Here is a 16,948-nt window from a genome sequence, read left to right as displayed (position 1 = left end):
GGACACACGATGAACGTGCAAACACTGCTGGACCTGGAAGCCATCAAAAACCTGCGCATCCGCTACAGCCATTTATTGGACGGCAACCGCATCGCACAGGCGGCCGAACTGTTCGCGCCGGACGCCGTCTGCAACGCGGGACTGGGCGCATGGCGGGGCCGCGACGCCATCCGCGCCGGCCTGCAGCGGGCCTTCGACGACTACGACAAGGAGCGCCACGGCAGCTACCCTTTCCTGCACGCCGTGACGAACCACTGGGTGGAACTGCTCGACGCCGACACGGCGCAGGGGCGCTGCTACCTGATCGACCTGCACACGCGCCAGCCGGAGCAGCGCGACCCGTGGATTTTGCTGGGTGCGTATGCGGACGAATACCGCCGCATCGACGGCCGCTGGCAGATCAGCCGCTCGCAGCTCGACATCTTCTGGCCCGCGCGCAATGGCGGCGGCGGCCATCCCGGCGACGATCTGGAACTGCCCGCACGGGAGGGCGCATGACGGCGGCTGGAACGAACATGGACCTGGCGCAGCACGCCCCATTCCGGCGCGTGTTCAGTCCGGGCAAGCTGAGCTTCGGCCTGATCGCGCCGCTGGAAGCGTATCCCGGCACGCCCGTGCCCACGCTGCAGGACCATGAACGCATGGCCAGGCTGGTCGACGATGCGGGCTTTGCCAGCATCTGGCTGCGCGACGTACCCTTCCTCGACCCGGCCTTCGGCGACGCGGGGCAGGTATTCGATCCCTTCGTGTATGCAGGCTTCCTGGCCTCGGTCACCAAACGCATCAGCATTGGCACGGCCGGCATCGTGCTGCCCTTGCGCGATCCCGTCATCGTCGCCAAGCAGGCGGCCTCGGTGGATCAATTGAGCGGCGGACGCTTCCTGCTTGGCCTGTCGACGGGCGACCGCCCGGCCGAATATCCGGCCTTCGGCGCCGATTTCGACAATCGCGACGAACGCTACCGCGAAGCCTTCGCGCTGCTGCGCCAGCTGGGCGAACAAGACTTCCCCGCCGCCACGACGCAGCATTACGGCACCCTGGACGGCACCTTGGACCTGCTGCCCAAGCCCGTGCGCCGGCACCTGCCCATGCTGGCGATCGGCCGCTCGCGCCAGCCCATCGACTGGCTGGCGCGCAATGTCGATGCGTGGATCTGGTCCGTCGACGATGATCAAGCGATCCAGGACATCCTGGCCAGCCTGCGCCACCATGCGGGCGAGCAGCCGCCGCCCGCGTATGGCTACGCCACCTTCTTCGACCTGGACAAGGACCAGGACGCGCCGCCCCGGCGCTACTACAATGTGGTGCGCATCGGCCGCCATGCCCTGATCGAACACTGGCAGGCGCAGCGCGAACTGGGCGTGCGCCACGTGGCGCTCAACATGAAGCCGTCGCAACGCCCCGCCGAGGACGTCATCGCGGAGATGGCCGAGCATGTACTGCCCCTGTTTCACGCGGACTGAGGCCGCTCAAGCGGCGGGGTGAAACACGGGATTCGGTGCGGCCGCCAGCGCCACCAGCGCATCGATGGCTGCGCGCAGGCGCGGCTTCACATAGCGCGTGGCCGGCCACACGGCGTGAATCGGCATTTCGCCGCCCGCATGCTGCTCCAGCACGGGCACCAGCCGGCCCGACGCCAGGTCCGCATCGATCAGCCAGGTGGGCAGCTGGCACAGGCCGGCGCCCGCCAGAGTCGCCGCCAGCATCGCTTCGCCGTCGCGCAAGGCATGCCGCACGCGGATGGCCTGCTCGGTGGAGCTGCCGTCGGCCTCGCGCAGCAGCCAGACTGCCGGCCCTTGCCGGCGCCAGCCCACGATGCAATCGTGGCGGGCCAGGTCATCGCGCACCTGCGGCGTACCGTGGCGCGCCAGGTAGGACGGGGCGGCGCAGATCAGCAGCCGCTGCGTGCCCAGCTGGCGCGCCACCAGGTCCGCATCGTTGTTCAATGCGCCGATGCGCACGGCCAGGTCGATGCCCTCCTCGACCAGGTTGACGGTGCGGTCCGTGAAGGTCACGGCCAGTTCGATGCCTGTGTGCTGTTCGGCCAGTGCCAGCAAGGTGGGCAGGATGTGGCGGCGGCCGAACGCGGCCGGCACATCGACGCGCAGGCGTCCCGTGGGCACTTGCTGGCCGACGATCAGGCCATGCTCCGTCGCCTCCAGGTCTTCCAGCATCTGCACGCACATGTCGTAATACGTGCGCCCTTCCGGCGTCAAGGTCAGGCGGCGCGTGGTACGGTGCAGCAGCTTGGTGCCCAGGCGCGCTTCCAGCCGCGACACGCTCTTGCCCACGCCCGACGCCGTCACACCTTGTGCGGCGGCAGCGGCGGCAAAACTGCCCAGCTTGACGGTCATGACGAAATCGTTGATGCCATCGAAGCGGTCGTCGTTGTGCATATATTATGGAATCGAGAGAATGAATTCAGCGATTTTACGCCGATTGCATGCTTGCAGTCTTCAACACGCTGGCGCGCCGCCCTTCACCTGGCCATGGCCCCATACCTGCCCGGCGTCACCCCCATCAAACGCCTGAACATGGCGATAAAGGCGCTGACGGTGTCGTAGCCCAGGTCCAGCGCAATCGTCGTGACGGGCTGGCCGGCGGCCAGCAGTTCCAGGGCGCGCAGGATGCGGGCGCGCTGGCGCCAGGCTGTTGGCGTAAAACCCGTCTCCAGCGTAAAACGGCGCGCCAGGGTGCGCGGCGAGACGCCGGCCCAGGCGGCCAGCGCTTCCACGCCCCGTTCGTCGGCCAGGTCATCGAGCACGGCGCGCGCCACGCGCACCAGGCGCGGGTCCGTGGGTAGCGGCAAACCGAACGGCTCGTGCGGCGCCGCGGCGATCTCGTCGAGGATCACGCCTGCCACCCGGGCCTGCCGCGCATCGAGTACGCCATCGCCCCAGCTGCTGGCGCGATCCACCGCTTCGCGCAGCAAGCCCGAGACGCGCATCACGCACGGTGCGGCGGGCAGACCGTCGCAACTGGCCTCGTCCACATACACGCTCCAGCCCGCAAACGGTCCATGCGAACGCAGCGCATGGACGTGATGGGGCGGCATCCACACGCAATGGCTGGCCGGCACCACCCACTGCCCGCGGTCGGCAGCCACGGAGAGCAGGCCCCGCTCGGCGCCGAACAGCTGGCCGCTGGCATGGCGGTGCGCCGCCGTCACCCGTTCCTGCGGCTGGGACATGCGCATGGCGCGCAGCGGCGCCAGCAGCGTCGGCGGCAAGATTGGCGGATTTGACGTATCGATAGTCATAAACAACGCAGGCAAGACAATTCCACCATCATACAGTGGAGTCTTTCGACATTCAGGAGTGCAGCATGCGTGCAGAAGACGTGTTACCGGATCAACAAAACGAGGGCCAGTTCAATGGCATCACCGTGCGCAAGGGCACGGTGGGCGCCTTCCTCGCGAATGCCCGGCTATGGCTGGACGACACGAGCAGCAGCGCCGAAAAAGCCATCGCCGAACGCGACATCCGCGACGCCCTCCCCGCCCTGCACGCGCTGGGGCTGTTCGACATCGTGCAAGTGCGCGATGCTGCGCTGCGCGAACTGGTATCGCCATCGGCCACGTAGGCGGCACTGGCTCGTCGCGGGCGCGCATTTCCTCTATCATGCTGCTTTGCCCGCCTCCGCACTCGCCATGCCGTTTACCATTGCCGCCCCCGTCCACAGCGAACTGATCATCAAGAAAAGCCGTTTCATCGGTTGCGTGCAACCGATGACGGACCGCGCCAGCGCGCAGCAGGTGGTCAACGATTTGAAGGCCCAGCATCCGGGCGCCTGCCATGTGTGCTGGGCGCTGCTGGCGGGCGGGCAATCGGCGGCCGTCGACGATGGCGAGCCGAGCGGCACGGCCGGGCGGCCCATGCTCGACGTGCTGCGCCACCAGGACCTGGAAGGCGTGCTGGCGACCGTCGTGCGCTACTTTGGCGGGATCAAGCTGGGTGCAGGCGGCCTCGTGCGCGCCTACACGGACAGCGTGGCGCAAGCGTTGTTGCAGGCGGAAAAGACGGCCATCGTGCGTCAAAGGTCCCTGCGCTGCACGGTGCCGTATGCGATGGAAGGCATGCTGCGCCGCGAGCTCGACGGCGCCGGTGCCACCCTGCTGAACGTGGAACATGGCGCAGACGTACTGTTCGACTTCAGCCTGCCTGAAACGGCGGCCACCGCCCTGCTCGCCCACCTGCTGGAGGCGGGGAATGGACGGATACAGTGGCTGGACGCGCAGGATGGCGAGGATCAGCCATAATCAACTGGTGCAGCCTGGCGGACATGATGGACGGTGATAAGCGCCCCATGGAAGACATATCCGCTTTTGCCGGAATACGCTGATCCACCACCACGGCGAAATCGCCTTCATTCCCGGGCATGTAATTTCCGCAGTCTGTACAGATGCCCGCACCGGCATGCCCGCTCGCCCACGCTGCATTGGCGTCCACCACATCTGTCCCAGAATAATACAGATGCCACCTGTGTTTTTTCATGGCCTTGCCTTGAAAACCACCATCGTCATGGATAGCGCTGCTCCTGATATCCATTCGTAAACACATGGGAAATATTCTCCATCTGTCCGTCCACATAGCCGAACAGAATCTGATATCCGGTATGGTTTTCCTGGCCATGCTCTCTTTGCCGGACCATGATGGAATGGAGGCGATCATCCTCATACAGATAATCGTAACTCCCTTCGCCAAATTTTCCGAAATTGAGGTCCTGCGCGATGCGTGCCCCGTCAAGAAAACTGAGCATGACATTCCTCAAGCTCCCTCCCGCATTGAAATGCACGCTTTTCAGTTCGCCGCGCTCATGAAAATAGAAACTCCTGTTGATGATGGCAGCAGATCCGCCATAGTTTTCCACCAGGATGACCCTGCCTTCCCCATCGAAATGGTAGACATGGGTATCTTTCAGCGCCGCGGGCAGCGACTTCAGCTCTTTTCCCGGCTTGACGCCGGCCCTTTGGGCATCGAATGGCCTGACGTTACATAACGGCCCTTTGCTGATCTGCGTTCGCGCCACGCGCAGTTTGACGGCATCCACATACGTCGCCATGAAAGAGTCGGATTTCGACGCTATCGCGTGGAATTGCTCGCCCAGTTTTTGGATTTCACTCATGCTATATCGCTCCCGCTACGGCACTTCCAGCAATCAAGCCTTGCGCGGACGCTTGATCTGCAACAAGATGAAATGCGTCCACGCCAGCGCCGGCAGCACCATCAACAACAACATCAATCCGGCCGGCATATCCGGCACGAAACGCACGAAGCAGGCGAGAAAACTGGCGATGGCCAGCCAGAAGCGCCAGTTGAACGCGTATGCCTTGCGCGCCACCGTCGCCAGGGCGATGCGCCAGAATTCCAGCAAGGCCCACAGGCCGCCCGTCAGCAGCAACGCGGCCAGCGCATTGGCGCCGGGGGCGTCGGACCAGGTGCGCACCAGGTTGTACAGCAGCACGGGATAGCCGGCCGTGATGGCCAGGGTGGCCGGGCCGGCGGCGATGACAGCTTCCAACAGCTGCCCTTTGGAACGATGATCCACTAACTCTTGCTCCTCAAGCCACGACGCCGGAATGGGCGGCGATCACTTGCAGCGAGCCGGCCGCATCCTGCGCCCAGACGCGCGTAAAACGGAAGTCGCCATGCGTTTCCACGTCGTGATAGCTGCCCGTCAGTTGCATGCGCACGGAAACCACGGCCACGTGGCCGTTGACGCGCACATGGCGCTCGGAGGCACGCAAGTCCGTGATGGTCAGCAAGCGCTGCTCGTGCGCGGCCAGGTCCGCATGCTTGCTCAGCAAATGCCCCAGGTGATTGGTAAACAACAAGTCATCGGCCAGCAAATCTTTCAGTACCGCCACGTCGGAGGCCATCATGGCCAGGCGCAAGCGTTCTTCCGCATCGAGTACCTGCACTTCCGTTAAAGCATTCATCTTTTTCCTTGAAATAATTGGCACGATATTAATAAATAGGCAAAACATGCTGGCATGAAATCGTGTTTTTCACAATCCGCCGGAAGACTTATGCCTGTGGAGCATATTCATATAGCGTAATATTCGCAGCGGTATTGCGCAAAACGCCACCATAGTACTGTACAGTGCTTGCCCTTTCGCCCGGGGCAAGAGCGAAAGTTACTGGTAGCAAAGTTCCACGTGCTCTCCGCAGTCTCGAATAAAACCAAGATAAGGCCCACTTATGGCAATTAACATCATTCTGAACCTGCTCGTTGCGCTGATCGTCTTCGCCTTCATGTTCCACCAGCAACGCAAACACGCGACGTTTACCGTGCGCGTCTTCACGGGCCTAGGTCTGGGCGTGCTGCTCGGTGCAGCCGTGCAGTGGCTGTACGGCGCCGGCTCGCCCATCATCGCAGGCACCAATGAATACATCGACATCGTCGGCAGCGGCTATGTGAAATTGCTGCAAATGATCATCATGCCGTTGATCATGGTGTCCATCATCTCCGCCATATTGAAACTCAAGGACGCGAGTTCCCTGGGCAAGATCAGCGCGCTGACCATCGGCACCCTGCTCATCACCACCACGGTCGCTGCCGCGTTGGGCATTTTGATGGCCAAGCTGTTCGGCCTGACGGCTGTCGGCCTGACGTCGAGCGCCGCCGAAGTGGCGCGCGGCGTGCAGCTGCAAGGCTCGCTGGAAACGGCGAAGGCCCTGTCGCTGCCGAAACTGCTGGTCAGCTTCGTGCCGACCAACCCCTTCCTCGACATGACGGGCGCACGCAAGACGTCGACCATCGCCGTGGTCGTGTTTTCCATCTTCATCGGCATCTCGGCCACGGGCATCGCCGCCAAGAAGCCGGAAATTTTCGCATCCTTCGAAAGCTTCATGAAAGTGGCGCACGCCATCGTCATGCGCATGGTCACCCTGGTGTTGCGCCTGACGCCGTACGGCGTGTTCGCGCTGATGTTTGAAGTGGTGGCCTCGTCGAGCTACACGGACATCTTGAAATTGATCAACTTCGTCGTCGCCTCGTACAGCGCGCTGATCTTGATGTTCCTCGTGCACCTGGCCATCATCGCCGGCGTGGGCCTGAACCCGCTGCGCTTCGTGAAAAAAGTCTTCCCCGTGCTGGCCTTCGCGTTCACCTCGCGCACCAGCGCCGGTTCGATCCCGATGAGCGTGCAGACGCAAACCCAGCGTCTGGGCACGCCGGAAGGCATCGCCAATTTCGCCGCCTCGTTCGGTTCGACCATCGGCCAGAACGGCTGCGCCGGCATCTATCCCGCCATGCTGGCCGTCATGATCGCCCCCACCGTCGGCGTCGATCCATTCACGATCAGCTTCCTGCTGCCATTGCTGGCCATCATCACCATCGGTTCCGTCGGCGTGGCCGGCGTGGGCGGCGGCGCCACGTTTGCCGCCCTGATCGTGCTGTCGGCGATGGACTTGCCCGTCGCGCTGGCCGGCTTGCTGATCTCCGTCGAGCCGCTGATCGACATGGGCCGCACGGCCCTGAACGTGAGCGGTTCGATCACGGCCGGCACCGTCACCAGCCGGGTCATGGGACAAACCGACCTGGCCGTCTACAACAGCGACGACGCGCCCGACCTGGACGAAGCGGAACACGCCGCCTAGAACGCATAACCAAACCTACTGCGCGTCGCGGGTCGCGGTTTCCGATGCTCACTGGCTCTGCGCCCCCGTACATTCGCACAGTTCCGCTTCTCAAGCCAACGGGGGCGCCGAGCCTCGCTTCCGCTCGCTACGGTTTTGTTAGGCGTTCTTAAGCGCGTCCAGCCACACCAGCGGCGCGGCGCGCCGCGCCTTGCCACCTCCCTCTGTATTGATTGACAATAAACATGGAGGAAGGCGCAAGGCGATGAAACAGAAATGGCCGCAGCACATCTGCATCGTGCGTCACAGCCAAAGTACCGGCAACGTGGCGCGCGATGCCGACGTCCCCCTCGCCAAACTGGGTGCGCGCCAGGCGCAAGCCCTGGGTGACTGGTTCGCCACCCTCCCCCCTGAACAACAGGCAACCGTCGTGCTGTACTCGCCCTACATGCGGGCCCGGCGGACAGCACAAGCCGTGCTGGCGCGCATCAGTGCGGACAGCCTCCCCTGCGTGGTAGCCGACGAGCGCCTGCGTGAAAAGAGTTCGGCATCCTCGACCGCTGGAGGCGACCGGCACACAAGTCACGACCCAGCCCGACATGCCGGCCGCGCCGAAACCCTGAGCGCGAGGTCATAACGGCATAAAAACAACAGCATAAGCATATCCAGAAAGAATCGTTAGCGCCGGCGGGCGCCTCCCTTAAGCTCATGGCAACTGTTTCCACACCGACACTAATCGAGCCCAAAGGACACCGCCTTGCATCCGCGCCATTCATCCGCCCCCGCCTCCCTTCCCGCCACGCCGCTGCGCGCCATCGTGCTGGCCTGCGCCATGCTGGCCGCACCGTCCGCCTGGGCCCAGGACGCGCAAGCCACCGCCGGCACAGGCACCACCGCTGAAACGGCGGGCGCCGGCATCGACCAGGTCACTGTCGTCGGCTCGCGCGCGCGCAACCGCACGGTGTTCGACAGCAGCGTGCCCATCGACCGTTTCGGCGCGCGCGAAGTGAGCAATGCGCTGGCGACGGGCGACGTGGGCGCGGCCCTGCAAAACCTGTCGCCCTCGATCAACTTCCCCCGCATCGAGTCGAGCGGCGCGTCGGACTCCGTGCGCGGCATCCAGTTGCGGGGACTGGCCCCGGACCAGGTGCTGGTGCTGATCAACGGCAAGCGCCGCCACACGAGCGCCGTGCTCGACACGGAAAGCAGCTTTGCCGGCACCGTGCCGGTGGACATCAACGCCATTCCGCCGAACGCCATCGACCATATCGAAATCCTGCGCGACGGCGCCGGCGCCCAGTACGGCAGCGATGCCGTGGCGGGCGTGATCAACATCGTGCTAAAAAAAGCCCGTACGGGCGGCGCCGCGTCCATCAGCTATGGCGCCAACCACACGCATTTCGACCCGACCGATCAAACCCTGACGGATGGCCAGACCGTCATCGTCAACGCCGACTATGGCGTACCGCTGGGCGAGGCGGGATTCTTCCGCTTCGGCGCGGAAACGCGGCGCCGCTCGCCCACGGAACGTGCCGGCCCCAGCGACGCGGGCTGGACTTCCTACAACTTCACGCCAGCCGACCAGGCCCTCGACGGCAAGGTGGTGTTCAAGTCGGGCGACTCGCGCCAGCGCAACCACTATCTGTTCTACAACACCCAGCTCACCCTGGATAACGGCCTGGACCTGTATTCGTTTGCCACCCTCAACGAGCGCACATCAGATGGCAGCGCCTACTTCCGCTATCCGGGCGACCCGTCGAATGTACTGGCCCTGTATCCGAACGGCTACCGCCCCGTCACCAACGGCGACAAGCGCGACCTCAGCATCGTGGCCGGCGTGCGCGGCAGCTGGGGCGAGTGGAACTGGGACGCCAGCGCGCGCCACGGCAGCGACCGCTTTGACTACGGCGTGAACCACTCCGTCAACGCTTCGCTGGGCGCTGCCAGCCCCACGCGTTTCAACCTGGCCGGCTTCGACTTCCGCCAGAAGGCCTTGAATCTCGATGCCACGCGCAGCATCGACATCGGCTTGCCCGCCCCCTTGAACCTGGCGGTGGGCGCCGAATGGATGCGCGAAACCTACACCAGCTCGGCTGGCGACCCTGCCTCGTATGCGGCCGGCAGCTTTACCGATGCGCCGCCGGGCGCGCAGGCGGGGCCAGGCTTGCGCCCATCGGACGCCTACGACGGCAGCCGGCAAATCCGCTCCGTGTATGCGGACGTGGAAAGCGACCTCACGCCGCGCCTGCTGGTAGGCGCCGCCGCCCGCTATTCCGATTACAGCGACTTCGGCAGCGCCAGCACGGGCAAGCTGTCGACGCGTTATAAAGTGACGGACAACTTCCTCCTGCGCGGTTCGCTGTCGAACAGTTTCCGCGCGCCGGCCCTCGTGCAGACGGGTTTCCGCTTCGCCACCCTGAACTTCAACGCCGATGGCACGGCCCTGCAAACGGCGGCCCTGCTGCCGGCCAGCGACCCGCTGGCACGCAGCTTCGGCGCGCAACAGCTGAAACCTGAAAAATCGACCAACGTCTCGCTGGGCCTGGCCTGGAAACCGGCCGCCACCACCAGCGTGACGGTAGACGCCTACGTGATCCGCATCCGCGACCGCATCACGCGTTCGAGCGACTTGCAAAGCGACGCCGTCACGGCCTACCTGGCCGCGAATGACCGCAGCGACATCCAGTCCGTTGCCTACCTGGCCAACCTGCTCGACACCCGAACCAAGGGCCTGGACGTGGTGCTGAACCACGACCTGGCGTTCACCTCAGGCAAGCTGAACCTGAATGCGGCGCTGAACCTGAACAAGACCAGCCTTGACAAGGTACGCCAGAGTTCCGCTGCGCTGGCCAACATCGATCCCAGTCTGACCCTGCTGACGGAGACGAGTTTGTTCCGCATCAAACATGCGTCACCGTCCAGCAAATTAATCCTCGGCGCCGACTGGCAGGCAGCCGGCTGGGGCGTGCAGGCGCGCGCCACGCGCTTTGGCGAGCTGAAAGATTTTTCGTACGACAGCGATGCCCCCTTGATCGACGGCATCCCCGCCCAGCGCTTCGGCGCCGTCTGGTCGCTGGACCTGGAAGGCCAATTGAAACTGAGCAAGCAACTGACCTTGAGCGTAGGCGGCAACAACATCCTCGACCGCTATCCGCAGCGCGTGCGGGAAACGAATAACGCCACGTATGGCGGCGCCCTGCCCTACAATTTCATCAACCCCATTGGCGTCAATGGCGCGTACTTTTACGCTAAATTAAGCTACACGTTCTGACACTGGATACAAAGGAAATCATGATCATCAAACGCCTCTCCCACCTCGTCGCCGGCACCTGCCTGAGCGCCCTCCTGCTGTCGTCCGCCCAGGCCGGCGCGCCGCTGGTGCTGATGACGGACTTCGGCACGGCCGATGGCGCCGTGTCGGCCATGCATGGCGTGGCCTATGGCGTCGATCCGCAGCTGACCATTTCGGACCTGACGCACCAGATTCCCGACTACGACATCTGGCTGGGCGCCTACCGCTTGTACCAGACGGCCAATTACTGGCCGCAAGGCACGGTATTCGTTTCCGTCATCGATCCGGGCGTGGGCACGGCGCGCAAGTCGGTAGTGCTGAAAACCAAGGGCGGGCGCTACTTCGTGGGGCCGGACAATGGCCTGTTCACCCTGATCGCCGAGCGCGACGGCGTGGCCGAACTGCGCGAAATCGATGAAAAGGTCAACCGCCTGGCGGGATCAAGCGAGTCGTACACCTTCCATGGCCGCGACGTGTACGCGTACGTGGGTGCGCGCCTGGCGTCGGGCGCCATCAGCTATGAACAGGTGGGTCCTCAATTGCCGAGCGAATCCGTGGTGAAGATCGCGTATCAAAAGCCTGTACGCGATGGCAACACGATTCGCGGCATCGTGCCCGTGCTGGATGTGAAATACGGGAATGTATGGACGAATATCCCGAAATCCCTGCTCGATGAATTGCAGGTAAAACTGCACGACCCGCTGCAAGTACGCATCTTGCACAAGGGCAAGCAAGTGGCCAAGGTCACGGCGCCGTTCGAGCACACGTTTGGTGGCGTCGCCAAGGGCAAGCCCCTCGTCTACCTGAACAGCCTGCTCGACGTGGCCGTCGCCATCAGCCAGGGCGACTTTGCAGCCAAGCACCACGTCGAGTCGGGCGTGGATTGGGAAGTGGAAGTGAGCAAGGCCCCTGCCGCCAAATAAATCGTCTTGCGCGGCCAGGACGTCCTGTCCTGGTCCACCCCATATCCCTTGCGGATTTGCGCTGCGTCAAACGCAGCGCGCTCCCCGTCTCCGCCAGCATCGCGCCTGTGCAAGTCCGGTGAACCTGTACCGGCCCGCCTACTCTAAACCTTGCAAGCGATGCCAGCCTTGTTCCAGATGCGCAATCTGGCGAGGCATGCGTTTCCACGACAGTCTTACACTGAAAAGGAACAATCATGACGGCTCCACTCCTGACCACCAGCAAGCTCGTCCTCGGCAGCGCCATCGTCTGTGCGCTGCTGGGCGGTTGCAACAAACGCAACGATACCAGCACCACCGCCACGCCCGCCGCCACCGCGCCGGCAACGCCGCCCGCCACCAGCGGCACGTCCGGTACCACGGGCACGACCAATCCGGACGCCACCACGCCGGCCACGCCAGGGATGGCACCGGGCACCACCACCAACCCCGATGGCACGACCACCCCGCCCTCCACCACGCCGCCTGGCAACGGCACAGGCACAGGGACCACGCCGCCACCGCGCAACAGCTAGCGCGCCGCGTCCTGGCCAACCGGGCAGGCAAAAAAAAGAGCCTTCCGCGGAAGGCTCTTGAAATACCACGGCGCAGCGCAAGCTGGCCTTGGCCCGGTTTTACTTTTGCAGGCTGACCGACGTCGCCTTCGGCGTGCGGCGTCCCATCAGGAACAGCACGGCCTTTTTCAGCATGCGGTAAGCGAAGCGCACCAGCAGCAGGGTCAGCACGCACTCGATCAAGGTCAAGATCATGGCTACGGCCACGGGCATGCGCGCGGCGCGGCGGTGGAACTTGGCCACGGCGCCATCGCGGGCGATTTCGATGCTGTCGTAGAAGGTCGGCACGACCAGCAGGGTCAGAATCGTCGAGGTGATGGTGCCGCCGATGATGGCGATCGCCAATGGACGGTAGAACTCGCCGCCCTCGCCCAGGCCCAGCGCCACGGGGAACATGCCGGCAATCAGCGCGAACGTCGTCATCAGGATGGGGCGCAGACGCATGCGGCCCGCATACATCAGCGCGTCCTCGCGGCCATGGCCCTCTTCCTCGCGCTTGCGCGCCGCGTCCAGCAACAGGATGGCGTTCTTGGCGACCAGCCCCATCAGCATGATGATGCCGATAAAGCTCATCAGGTTGAGGGTGTTATTGGTGATCACCAGCGCCACCACCACGCCGATCAAACTGAGCGGCAAGGACATCATCACGGCCACCGGCGCGGTAAATGAACCAAACTGCATGACCAGGATCAAATACATCAGGCCGATACCCATCACCAGCGCGATCAGCATTTCCGTGAACAGCTCTTGCTGGTCCTGGCCGGCGCCACCGAGCGCCAGGCCGTAGCCGGGCGGGAAGTCGATGGAATTGGCCAGCTTCATGGCGTCGCTCGTCACTTCGCCGTTCGAGCGGCCTTGCGCATTGGCCGACACGGTAATCGTGCGCTTGCCATTCTTGTGCTCGATGCCGGACGGACCTTTGCCCATGGTGATGGTGGCGATCTGGTCGAGCGGGACCATTTGCGAGGTACCCGTCACGCTGATCGGCAGGCGCTCGATGTTTTCCGACGCCACGCGGTCATCGGGATGCAGGCGCACGGCCACGTCGCGCGTTTCGCCCGTCGGATCGACCCAGTCGCCCACTTCCACGCCGGCAAAGGCCACGCGCAACGATTGCGCTGCATCATTGACGGAAATGCCCATCGAGTTGGCCAAGCCACGGTTGAGCTCGATCTGCAGCTCGTTCTTCGGGTCTTGCTCGGACAGGCCCACGTCGACGGCGCCGGGAATCGTGCGCAGCTTGTCCATATAGGCATTCGTGATTTCCATCAATTTACGCGAATCCGGGCCCGTGAATTCCACCTGGATCGGCTTTTGCGAACCGTTGCTCAAGTCATCCTGCACCACGTATTCGGCCCCCACCAGGCGCGACATCTTTTCGCGCAGCTCGACGGCGATTTCCTTGGCCGAACGCTTGCGGGTATTGCGCTTGCCAATGTCGACATACACTCGTCCGCCGCCCGCATTGATGGAACTGTTGGTATCCTTGGTTTCAGGCAAGGTACGCGCCAGCACGGCCGCCGCTTCCAGTTTCAAACGCGAATACTCGATGCTGCTCGACGATGGCGTGCGCACATTGATCATCAAGTTGCCCGAATCGGATGCTGGCAGGAAACTCGTGCCGCCATGGGTAGCGTGCAGGGCGATGGCGCCCACCAGGCTGCCGAAGGCGATCACGGCCATCCAGCGGCGGTGATGCAGTGCCCAGGCGATCACGCGGCCGTAGCGGTCGGCCTGGTGGTCGAACCAGTGGTTGAATTTTTCCAGTACGCGGCCGATGCCTTTTTTCGGCGCCGAGTGTTCCTCGACCGGGTCGCCCCAGTAGGCAGACAACATCGGGTCGAGCGTAAACGAGATGCCCAGGCTGACGAGCACCGAGCACGTCACCGTCAATGCAAACGGACGGAACCATTCGCCGGAAATGCCGGGCATGAACGCGACGGGAATGAAGACGGCGATGATGGAGAAGGTCGTGGCGGCCACGGCCATGCCGATCTCGGCCGTGCCTTCCAGCGCGGCCGTGCGGCGGTCCTTGCCCATCTGCATGTGACGCACGATGTTTTCACGCACCACGATGGCATCATCGATCAGCACGCCAATGGCCAGCGACAAGCCCAGCAAGGTCATGAAGTTCAGGGTAAAGCCGCACAGCCACACGGCAATGAAGGCGGCAATCACGGACGTAGGCAGGCTCAACGCCGTGATCAGGGTCGAACGCCACGAGTTCAGGAAGGCGTAGACGACGAAAATCGTCAGCACGGCGCCCAGTACCAGCGATTCGATCACGTTGTTCAAGCTATGCTGGGCGTTTTCGCCGCCGTCGCGCGTCACTTGCAGGATCGTGCCTTTCGGCAAGGTCTTGTTGATTTCCGCCACCATGTCGCGGATCTTGTTGGCCACGCTGACGGTGGAAGCGTCGCGCACGCGGGTGATCGAAATGCCCACGTTGGGCTTGCCGCTGCGCATGCTCAGGCTGTTGACTTCGGCAAAGCCATCTTCGATGGTGGCCACTTGCGCCAGACGCACGATTTCCTCGCCGCGGCGCTTGATCACCACTTTCTCGAAGTCGCTTGGCGACTCGATGCGGCCCACGAGGCGAATGCTTTTCTCGTCCAGGATGCCGCGCACCTTGCCCACGGGCGCATTCGTGTTCTGGTTGCGCAAGGCGGTGACGACGTCGCTGACGGAAACATTGTATTCACGCAACTTTTCCGCCCGCAGCAGCACGGACAGTTCGCGCTTGAGCGAACCGCCCACGTTGACCAGCGCCACGCCATCGACGGTGCGGAAGCGGTCCGACAGCACGTCCTCGGCCAGGCGCGAAATTTCCGCATGGCTTTGCGTATTCGACGACAGGGCCAGCTGCATGATGGGCTCTGCAGCCGGATCGATGCGCTGCAGGATAGGTTCGCGCATTTCCGTCGGCAACTTGTAGCGCACGGCGGCAATCGCATTGCGGATATTGTCGGACGCTTCGATCAAATTGGTATTGAAGGAAAACTTCAGGAAGATGCTGGCCGAACCTTCATTCGAATCGCTGTTGACTTCGGTCACGCCGGAAATGCTTTGCAAGGACTTTTCCAGGCGGTTCACCACTTCCCGCTCGACCGTGTCGGGCGACGCGCCAGGATAAGGAATGCTGACGACGATGAACGGCACTTCGACGTCCGGATTCTGGTTGACGCGCAATTTCTTGAGCGCCAGCAAGCCGACGCACATCATGGCCAGGATCAGGACGATGGTGGCGGTGGGCCGCTTGATACTGAAATCAGAAAGGAACATGGCTTAGTTTCCTTTACCGGCAACGGCGGTGCTGCTGCTGGCCACGGCGGCGGCTGGCACGGCCTTGGCGGCCGTCAATTCCACTTTCTGCCCATCTTTGAAGGTCGAGCCCGGCGTGCGCAGCACGGTGTCGCCGCTGGCCAGGCCGCTTTGCACTTCCCACTGGCCCGTGCGCACGTCGCGCGCGCCTATACGCAAGTTAACTTTATGCAAAGCCTTGTCCTTGACTTTCCACGTGTACGTGACGTCGCCCGCCTTCACCAGGGCCGAGTCGGGGATCATCAGCGCGCTGACGGTCTCCGTCTCGATACGGCCTTCCGCATACAGGCCGGCCACGCGCGGTTGTTCCTTGTCATTGAAATCGACCAGCACGGCCACCTGGCGCGTGACGGCGTTGGCGGCCGGATCGACGCGTCGCACCTTGCCCGCGAAATCCTGGCCTGGATAACCATTGATGCGGAACAATACGGGCTGGCCCACCTTGACGACGCCGATCTTGTCGGCCGACACCAGGCCTTCCAGGCGCATGCTGGTTGGATCGATGACCTTGATCAATTCCTTGCCGATTTGCGCCGTATCGCCATTCGATACCTTGCGCTCGCTCACGATGCCGTCGAACGGCGCACGCACGAGGGTGCGCTGCAACTGCTGGCGCGCTTGCACGGCGCGGCTTTTCGCGGCGGACAGATCGCTTTGCGCATTGTTGCGGCGGATTTCCGCGTCTTCCAGCGCTTGCGTCGACGTCATGCCCGAAGCGCGCAGGGTTTTCATGCGCTGGAACATGCGTTCGGACTGCTCCAGCACCTGGCCGGCGGCGCGGCTGGCTTCCTCGGCCGAATTGAGGCCGTCGCGGATGGACGTTTCGTCCAGGCGCACCAGCACGTCGCCCCGCTTGACGATTTCACCATTTTCCTTCATGACCTGGATCACCACGGCCGACACTTCGGCGCGCAAGTCCGCGTTGCGCTCGGGCTGCACGGAACCGGTGATGACCGGCCCCGACGCCAGCGCATTGCTCTGGATGGTCAGCAAGTCTTCCGGGGACACGAGCAAATTGGCGGCAGCGCCCGCCTGTTCCTTGGCATTCTTGCCGCCCTTGCCGGGATCTTTGGACTCTTTGCCGCAGGCGGCCAGGGCAGAAGCGATTGCCAGAACAAACAGGGTTTTGCGCAACATGGGTAATTCTCCGGATAGATAGCACCACTACCGTTCCCGCGGCCCGGATAGGGCTGCGAGCGATAGCAAGCATAATATTTTTATTAAAACCACAAGCGCCAA

The 16,948-nt window shown here is 63.4% G+C and carries 16 protein-coding genes; 9 read left to right on the top strand and 7 right to left on the bottom strand.

The window, feature by feature from the left end; genetic code table 11:
• Nucleotides 1-9 precede the first annotated feature (9 nt).
• Together O0879_RS22885 and O0879_RS22880 are read left to right on the top strand one after the other, a co-directional pair.
• Nucleotides 10-498: a nuclear transport factor 2 family protein gene (locus O0879_RS22885; RefSeq protein ID WP_289918923.1), complete on the top strand. Its 489-nt coding sequence runs from the start codon at nucleotides 10-12 to the stop codon at nucleotides 496-498.
• Nucleotides 495-1,463, top strand: a complete 969-nt coding sequence (locus O0879_RS22880; RefSeq protein ID WP_289918921.1) for an LLM class oxidoreductase — start codon at nucleotides 495-497, stop codon at nucleotides 1,461-1,463. Before O0879_RS22885 ends, O0879_RS22880 begins: the two co-directional genes overlap by 4 nt.
• Nucleotides 1,464-1,469: 6 nt before the next feature.
• On the opposite strand, the gene O0879_RS22875 is transcribed toward O0879_RS22880, so the two are convergent.
• Both O0879_RS22875 and O0879_RS22870 read right to left on the bottom strand, forming a co-directional pair.
• A complete protein-coding gene (locus O0879_RS22875; RefSeq protein WP_289918919.1) occupies nucleotides 1,470-2,396 on the bottom strand; it encodes a LysR family transcriptional regulator in 927 nt (308 codons plus the stop codon).
• 83 nt (nucleotides 2,397-2,479) lie between these two features.
• Nucleotides 2,480-3,196: a helix-turn-helix transcriptional regulator gene (locus tag O0879_RS22870; protein WP_289919213.1), complete on the bottom strand. Its 717-nt coding sequence runs from the start codon at nucleotides 3,194-3,196 to the stop codon at nucleotides 2,480-2,482.
• Between the two features lie 128 nt (nucleotides 3,197-3,324).
• On the opposite strand from O0879_RS22870, the gene O0879_RS22865 reads away from it, so the two are divergent.
• Both O0879_RS22865 and O0879_RS22860 read left to right on the top strand, forming a co-directional pair.
• Nucleotides 3,325-3,582 (top strand): hypothetical protein, encoded by a 258-nt coding sequence (locus tag O0879_RS22865; RefSeq protein ID WP_289918917.1) that lies wholly within the window; start codon nucleotides 3,325-3,327, stop codon nucleotides 3,580-3,582.
• A gap of 67 nt (nucleotides 3,583-3,649) precedes the next feature.
• Nucleotides 3,650-4,258, top strand: a complete 609-nt coding sequence (locus O0879_RS22860) for a YigZ family protein (protein WP_289918915.1) — start codon at nucleotides 3,650-3,652, stop codon at nucleotides 4,256-4,258.
• A 260-nt stretch (nucleotides 4,259-4,518) separates the two neighbouring features.
• On the opposite strand, the gene O0879_RS22855 is transcribed toward O0879_RS22860, so the two are convergent.
• From O0879_RS22855 to O0879_RS22845, 3 genes are read right to left on the bottom strand one after another with little or no spacing between them, the layout of a single operon-like run.
• The gene (locus O0879_RS22855; protein WP_289918913.1) at nucleotides 4,519-5,124 is read right to left on the bottom strand and encodes a hypothetical protein; all 606 of its coding nucleotides are present in this window, start codon (nucleotides 5,122-5,124) and stop codon (nucleotides 4,519-4,521) included.
• A 33-nt stretch (nucleotides 5,125-5,157) separates the two neighbouring features.
• The gene (locus O0879_RS22850) at nucleotides 5,158-5,547 is read right to left on the bottom strand and encodes a hypothetical protein (protein WP_289899322.1); all 390 of its coding nucleotides are present in this window, start codon (nucleotides 5,545-5,547) and stop codon (nucleotides 5,158-5,160) included.
• Between the two features lie 13 nt (nucleotides 5,548-5,560).
• A complete protein-coding gene (locus O0879_RS22845) occupies nucleotides 5,561-5,938 on the bottom strand; it encodes a nuclear transport factor 2 family protein (protein ID WP_289918910.1) in 378 nt (125 codons plus the stop codon).
• 262 nt (nucleotides 5,939-6,200) lie between these two features.
• Between O0879_RS22845 and O0879_RS22840 the strand changes: the two genes are divergently transcribed.
• From O0879_RS22840 to O0879_RS22820, 5 genes are all read left to right on the top strand, one after another.
• Nucleotides 6,201-7,601 (top strand): cation:dicarboxylase symporter family transporter, encoded by a 1,401-nt coding sequence (locus O0879_RS22840; protein WP_289918909.1) that lies wholly within the window; start codon nucleotides 6,201-6,203, stop codon nucleotides 7,599-7,601.
• Between the two features lie 244 nt (nucleotides 7,602-7,845).
• Nucleotides 7,846-8,217 (top strand): phosphoglycerate mutase family protein, encoded by a 372-nt coding sequence (locus tag O0879_RS22835; protein ID WP_289918907.1) that lies wholly within the window; start codon nucleotides 7,846-7,848, stop codon nucleotides 8,215-8,217.
• Between the two features lie 120 nt (nucleotides 8,218-8,337).
• Nucleotides 8,338-10,851 carry a TonB-dependent receptor gene (locus O0879_RS22830; protein WP_289918906.1) on the top strand — a complete coding sequence of 838 codons (2,514 nt, stop codon included), beginning with the start codon at nucleotides 8,338-8,340 and terminating at the stop codon, nucleotides 10,849-10,851.
• Between the two features lie 20 nt (nucleotides 10,852-10,871).
• Nucleotides 10,872-11,795: an S-adenosyl-l-methionine hydroxide adenosyltransferase family protein gene (locus tag O0879_RS22825; protein WP_289912182.1), complete on the top strand. Its 924-nt coding sequence runs from the start codon at nucleotides 10,872-10,874 to the stop codon at nucleotides 11,793-11,795.
• A gap of 236 nt (nucleotides 11,796-12,031) precedes the next feature.
• Nucleotides 12,032-12,349: a hypothetical protein gene (locus tag O0879_RS22820; protein WP_289918904.1), complete on the top strand. Its 318-nt coding sequence runs from the start codon at nucleotides 12,032-12,034 to the stop codon at nucleotides 12,347-12,349.
• Between the two features lie 99 nt (nucleotides 12,350-12,448).
• On the opposite strand, the gene O0879_RS22815 is transcribed toward O0879_RS22820, so the two are convergent.
• Together O0879_RS22815 and O0879_RS22810 are read right to left on the bottom strand one after the other, a co-directional pair.
• Complete coding sequence (locus O0879_RS22815; RefSeq protein ID WP_289918903.1) at nucleotides 12,449-15,670, bottom strand: efflux RND transporter permease subunit; 3,222 nt, start codon at nucleotides 15,668-15,670, stop codon at nucleotides 12,449-12,451.
• A gap of 3 nt (nucleotides 15,671-15,673) precedes the next feature.
• Nucleotides 15,674-16,846 carry an efflux RND transporter periplasmic adaptor subunit gene (locus O0879_RS22810; protein ID WP_077401247.1) on the bottom strand — a complete coding sequence of 391 codons (1,173 nt, stop codon included), beginning with the start codon at nucleotides 16,844-16,846 and terminating at the stop codon, nucleotides 15,674-15,676.
• Between the last annotated feature and the right edge of the window lie 102 nt (nucleotides 16,847-16,948).

The organism is Janthinobacterium sp. SUN120 (genome assembly GCF_030397735.1).
GTDB lineage: Bacteria > Pseudomonadota > Gammaproteobacteria > Burkholderiales > Burkholderiaceae_D > Janthinobacterium > Janthinobacterium kumbetense.
This window is presented reverse-complemented; position numbering and strand designations above follow the sequence as displayed.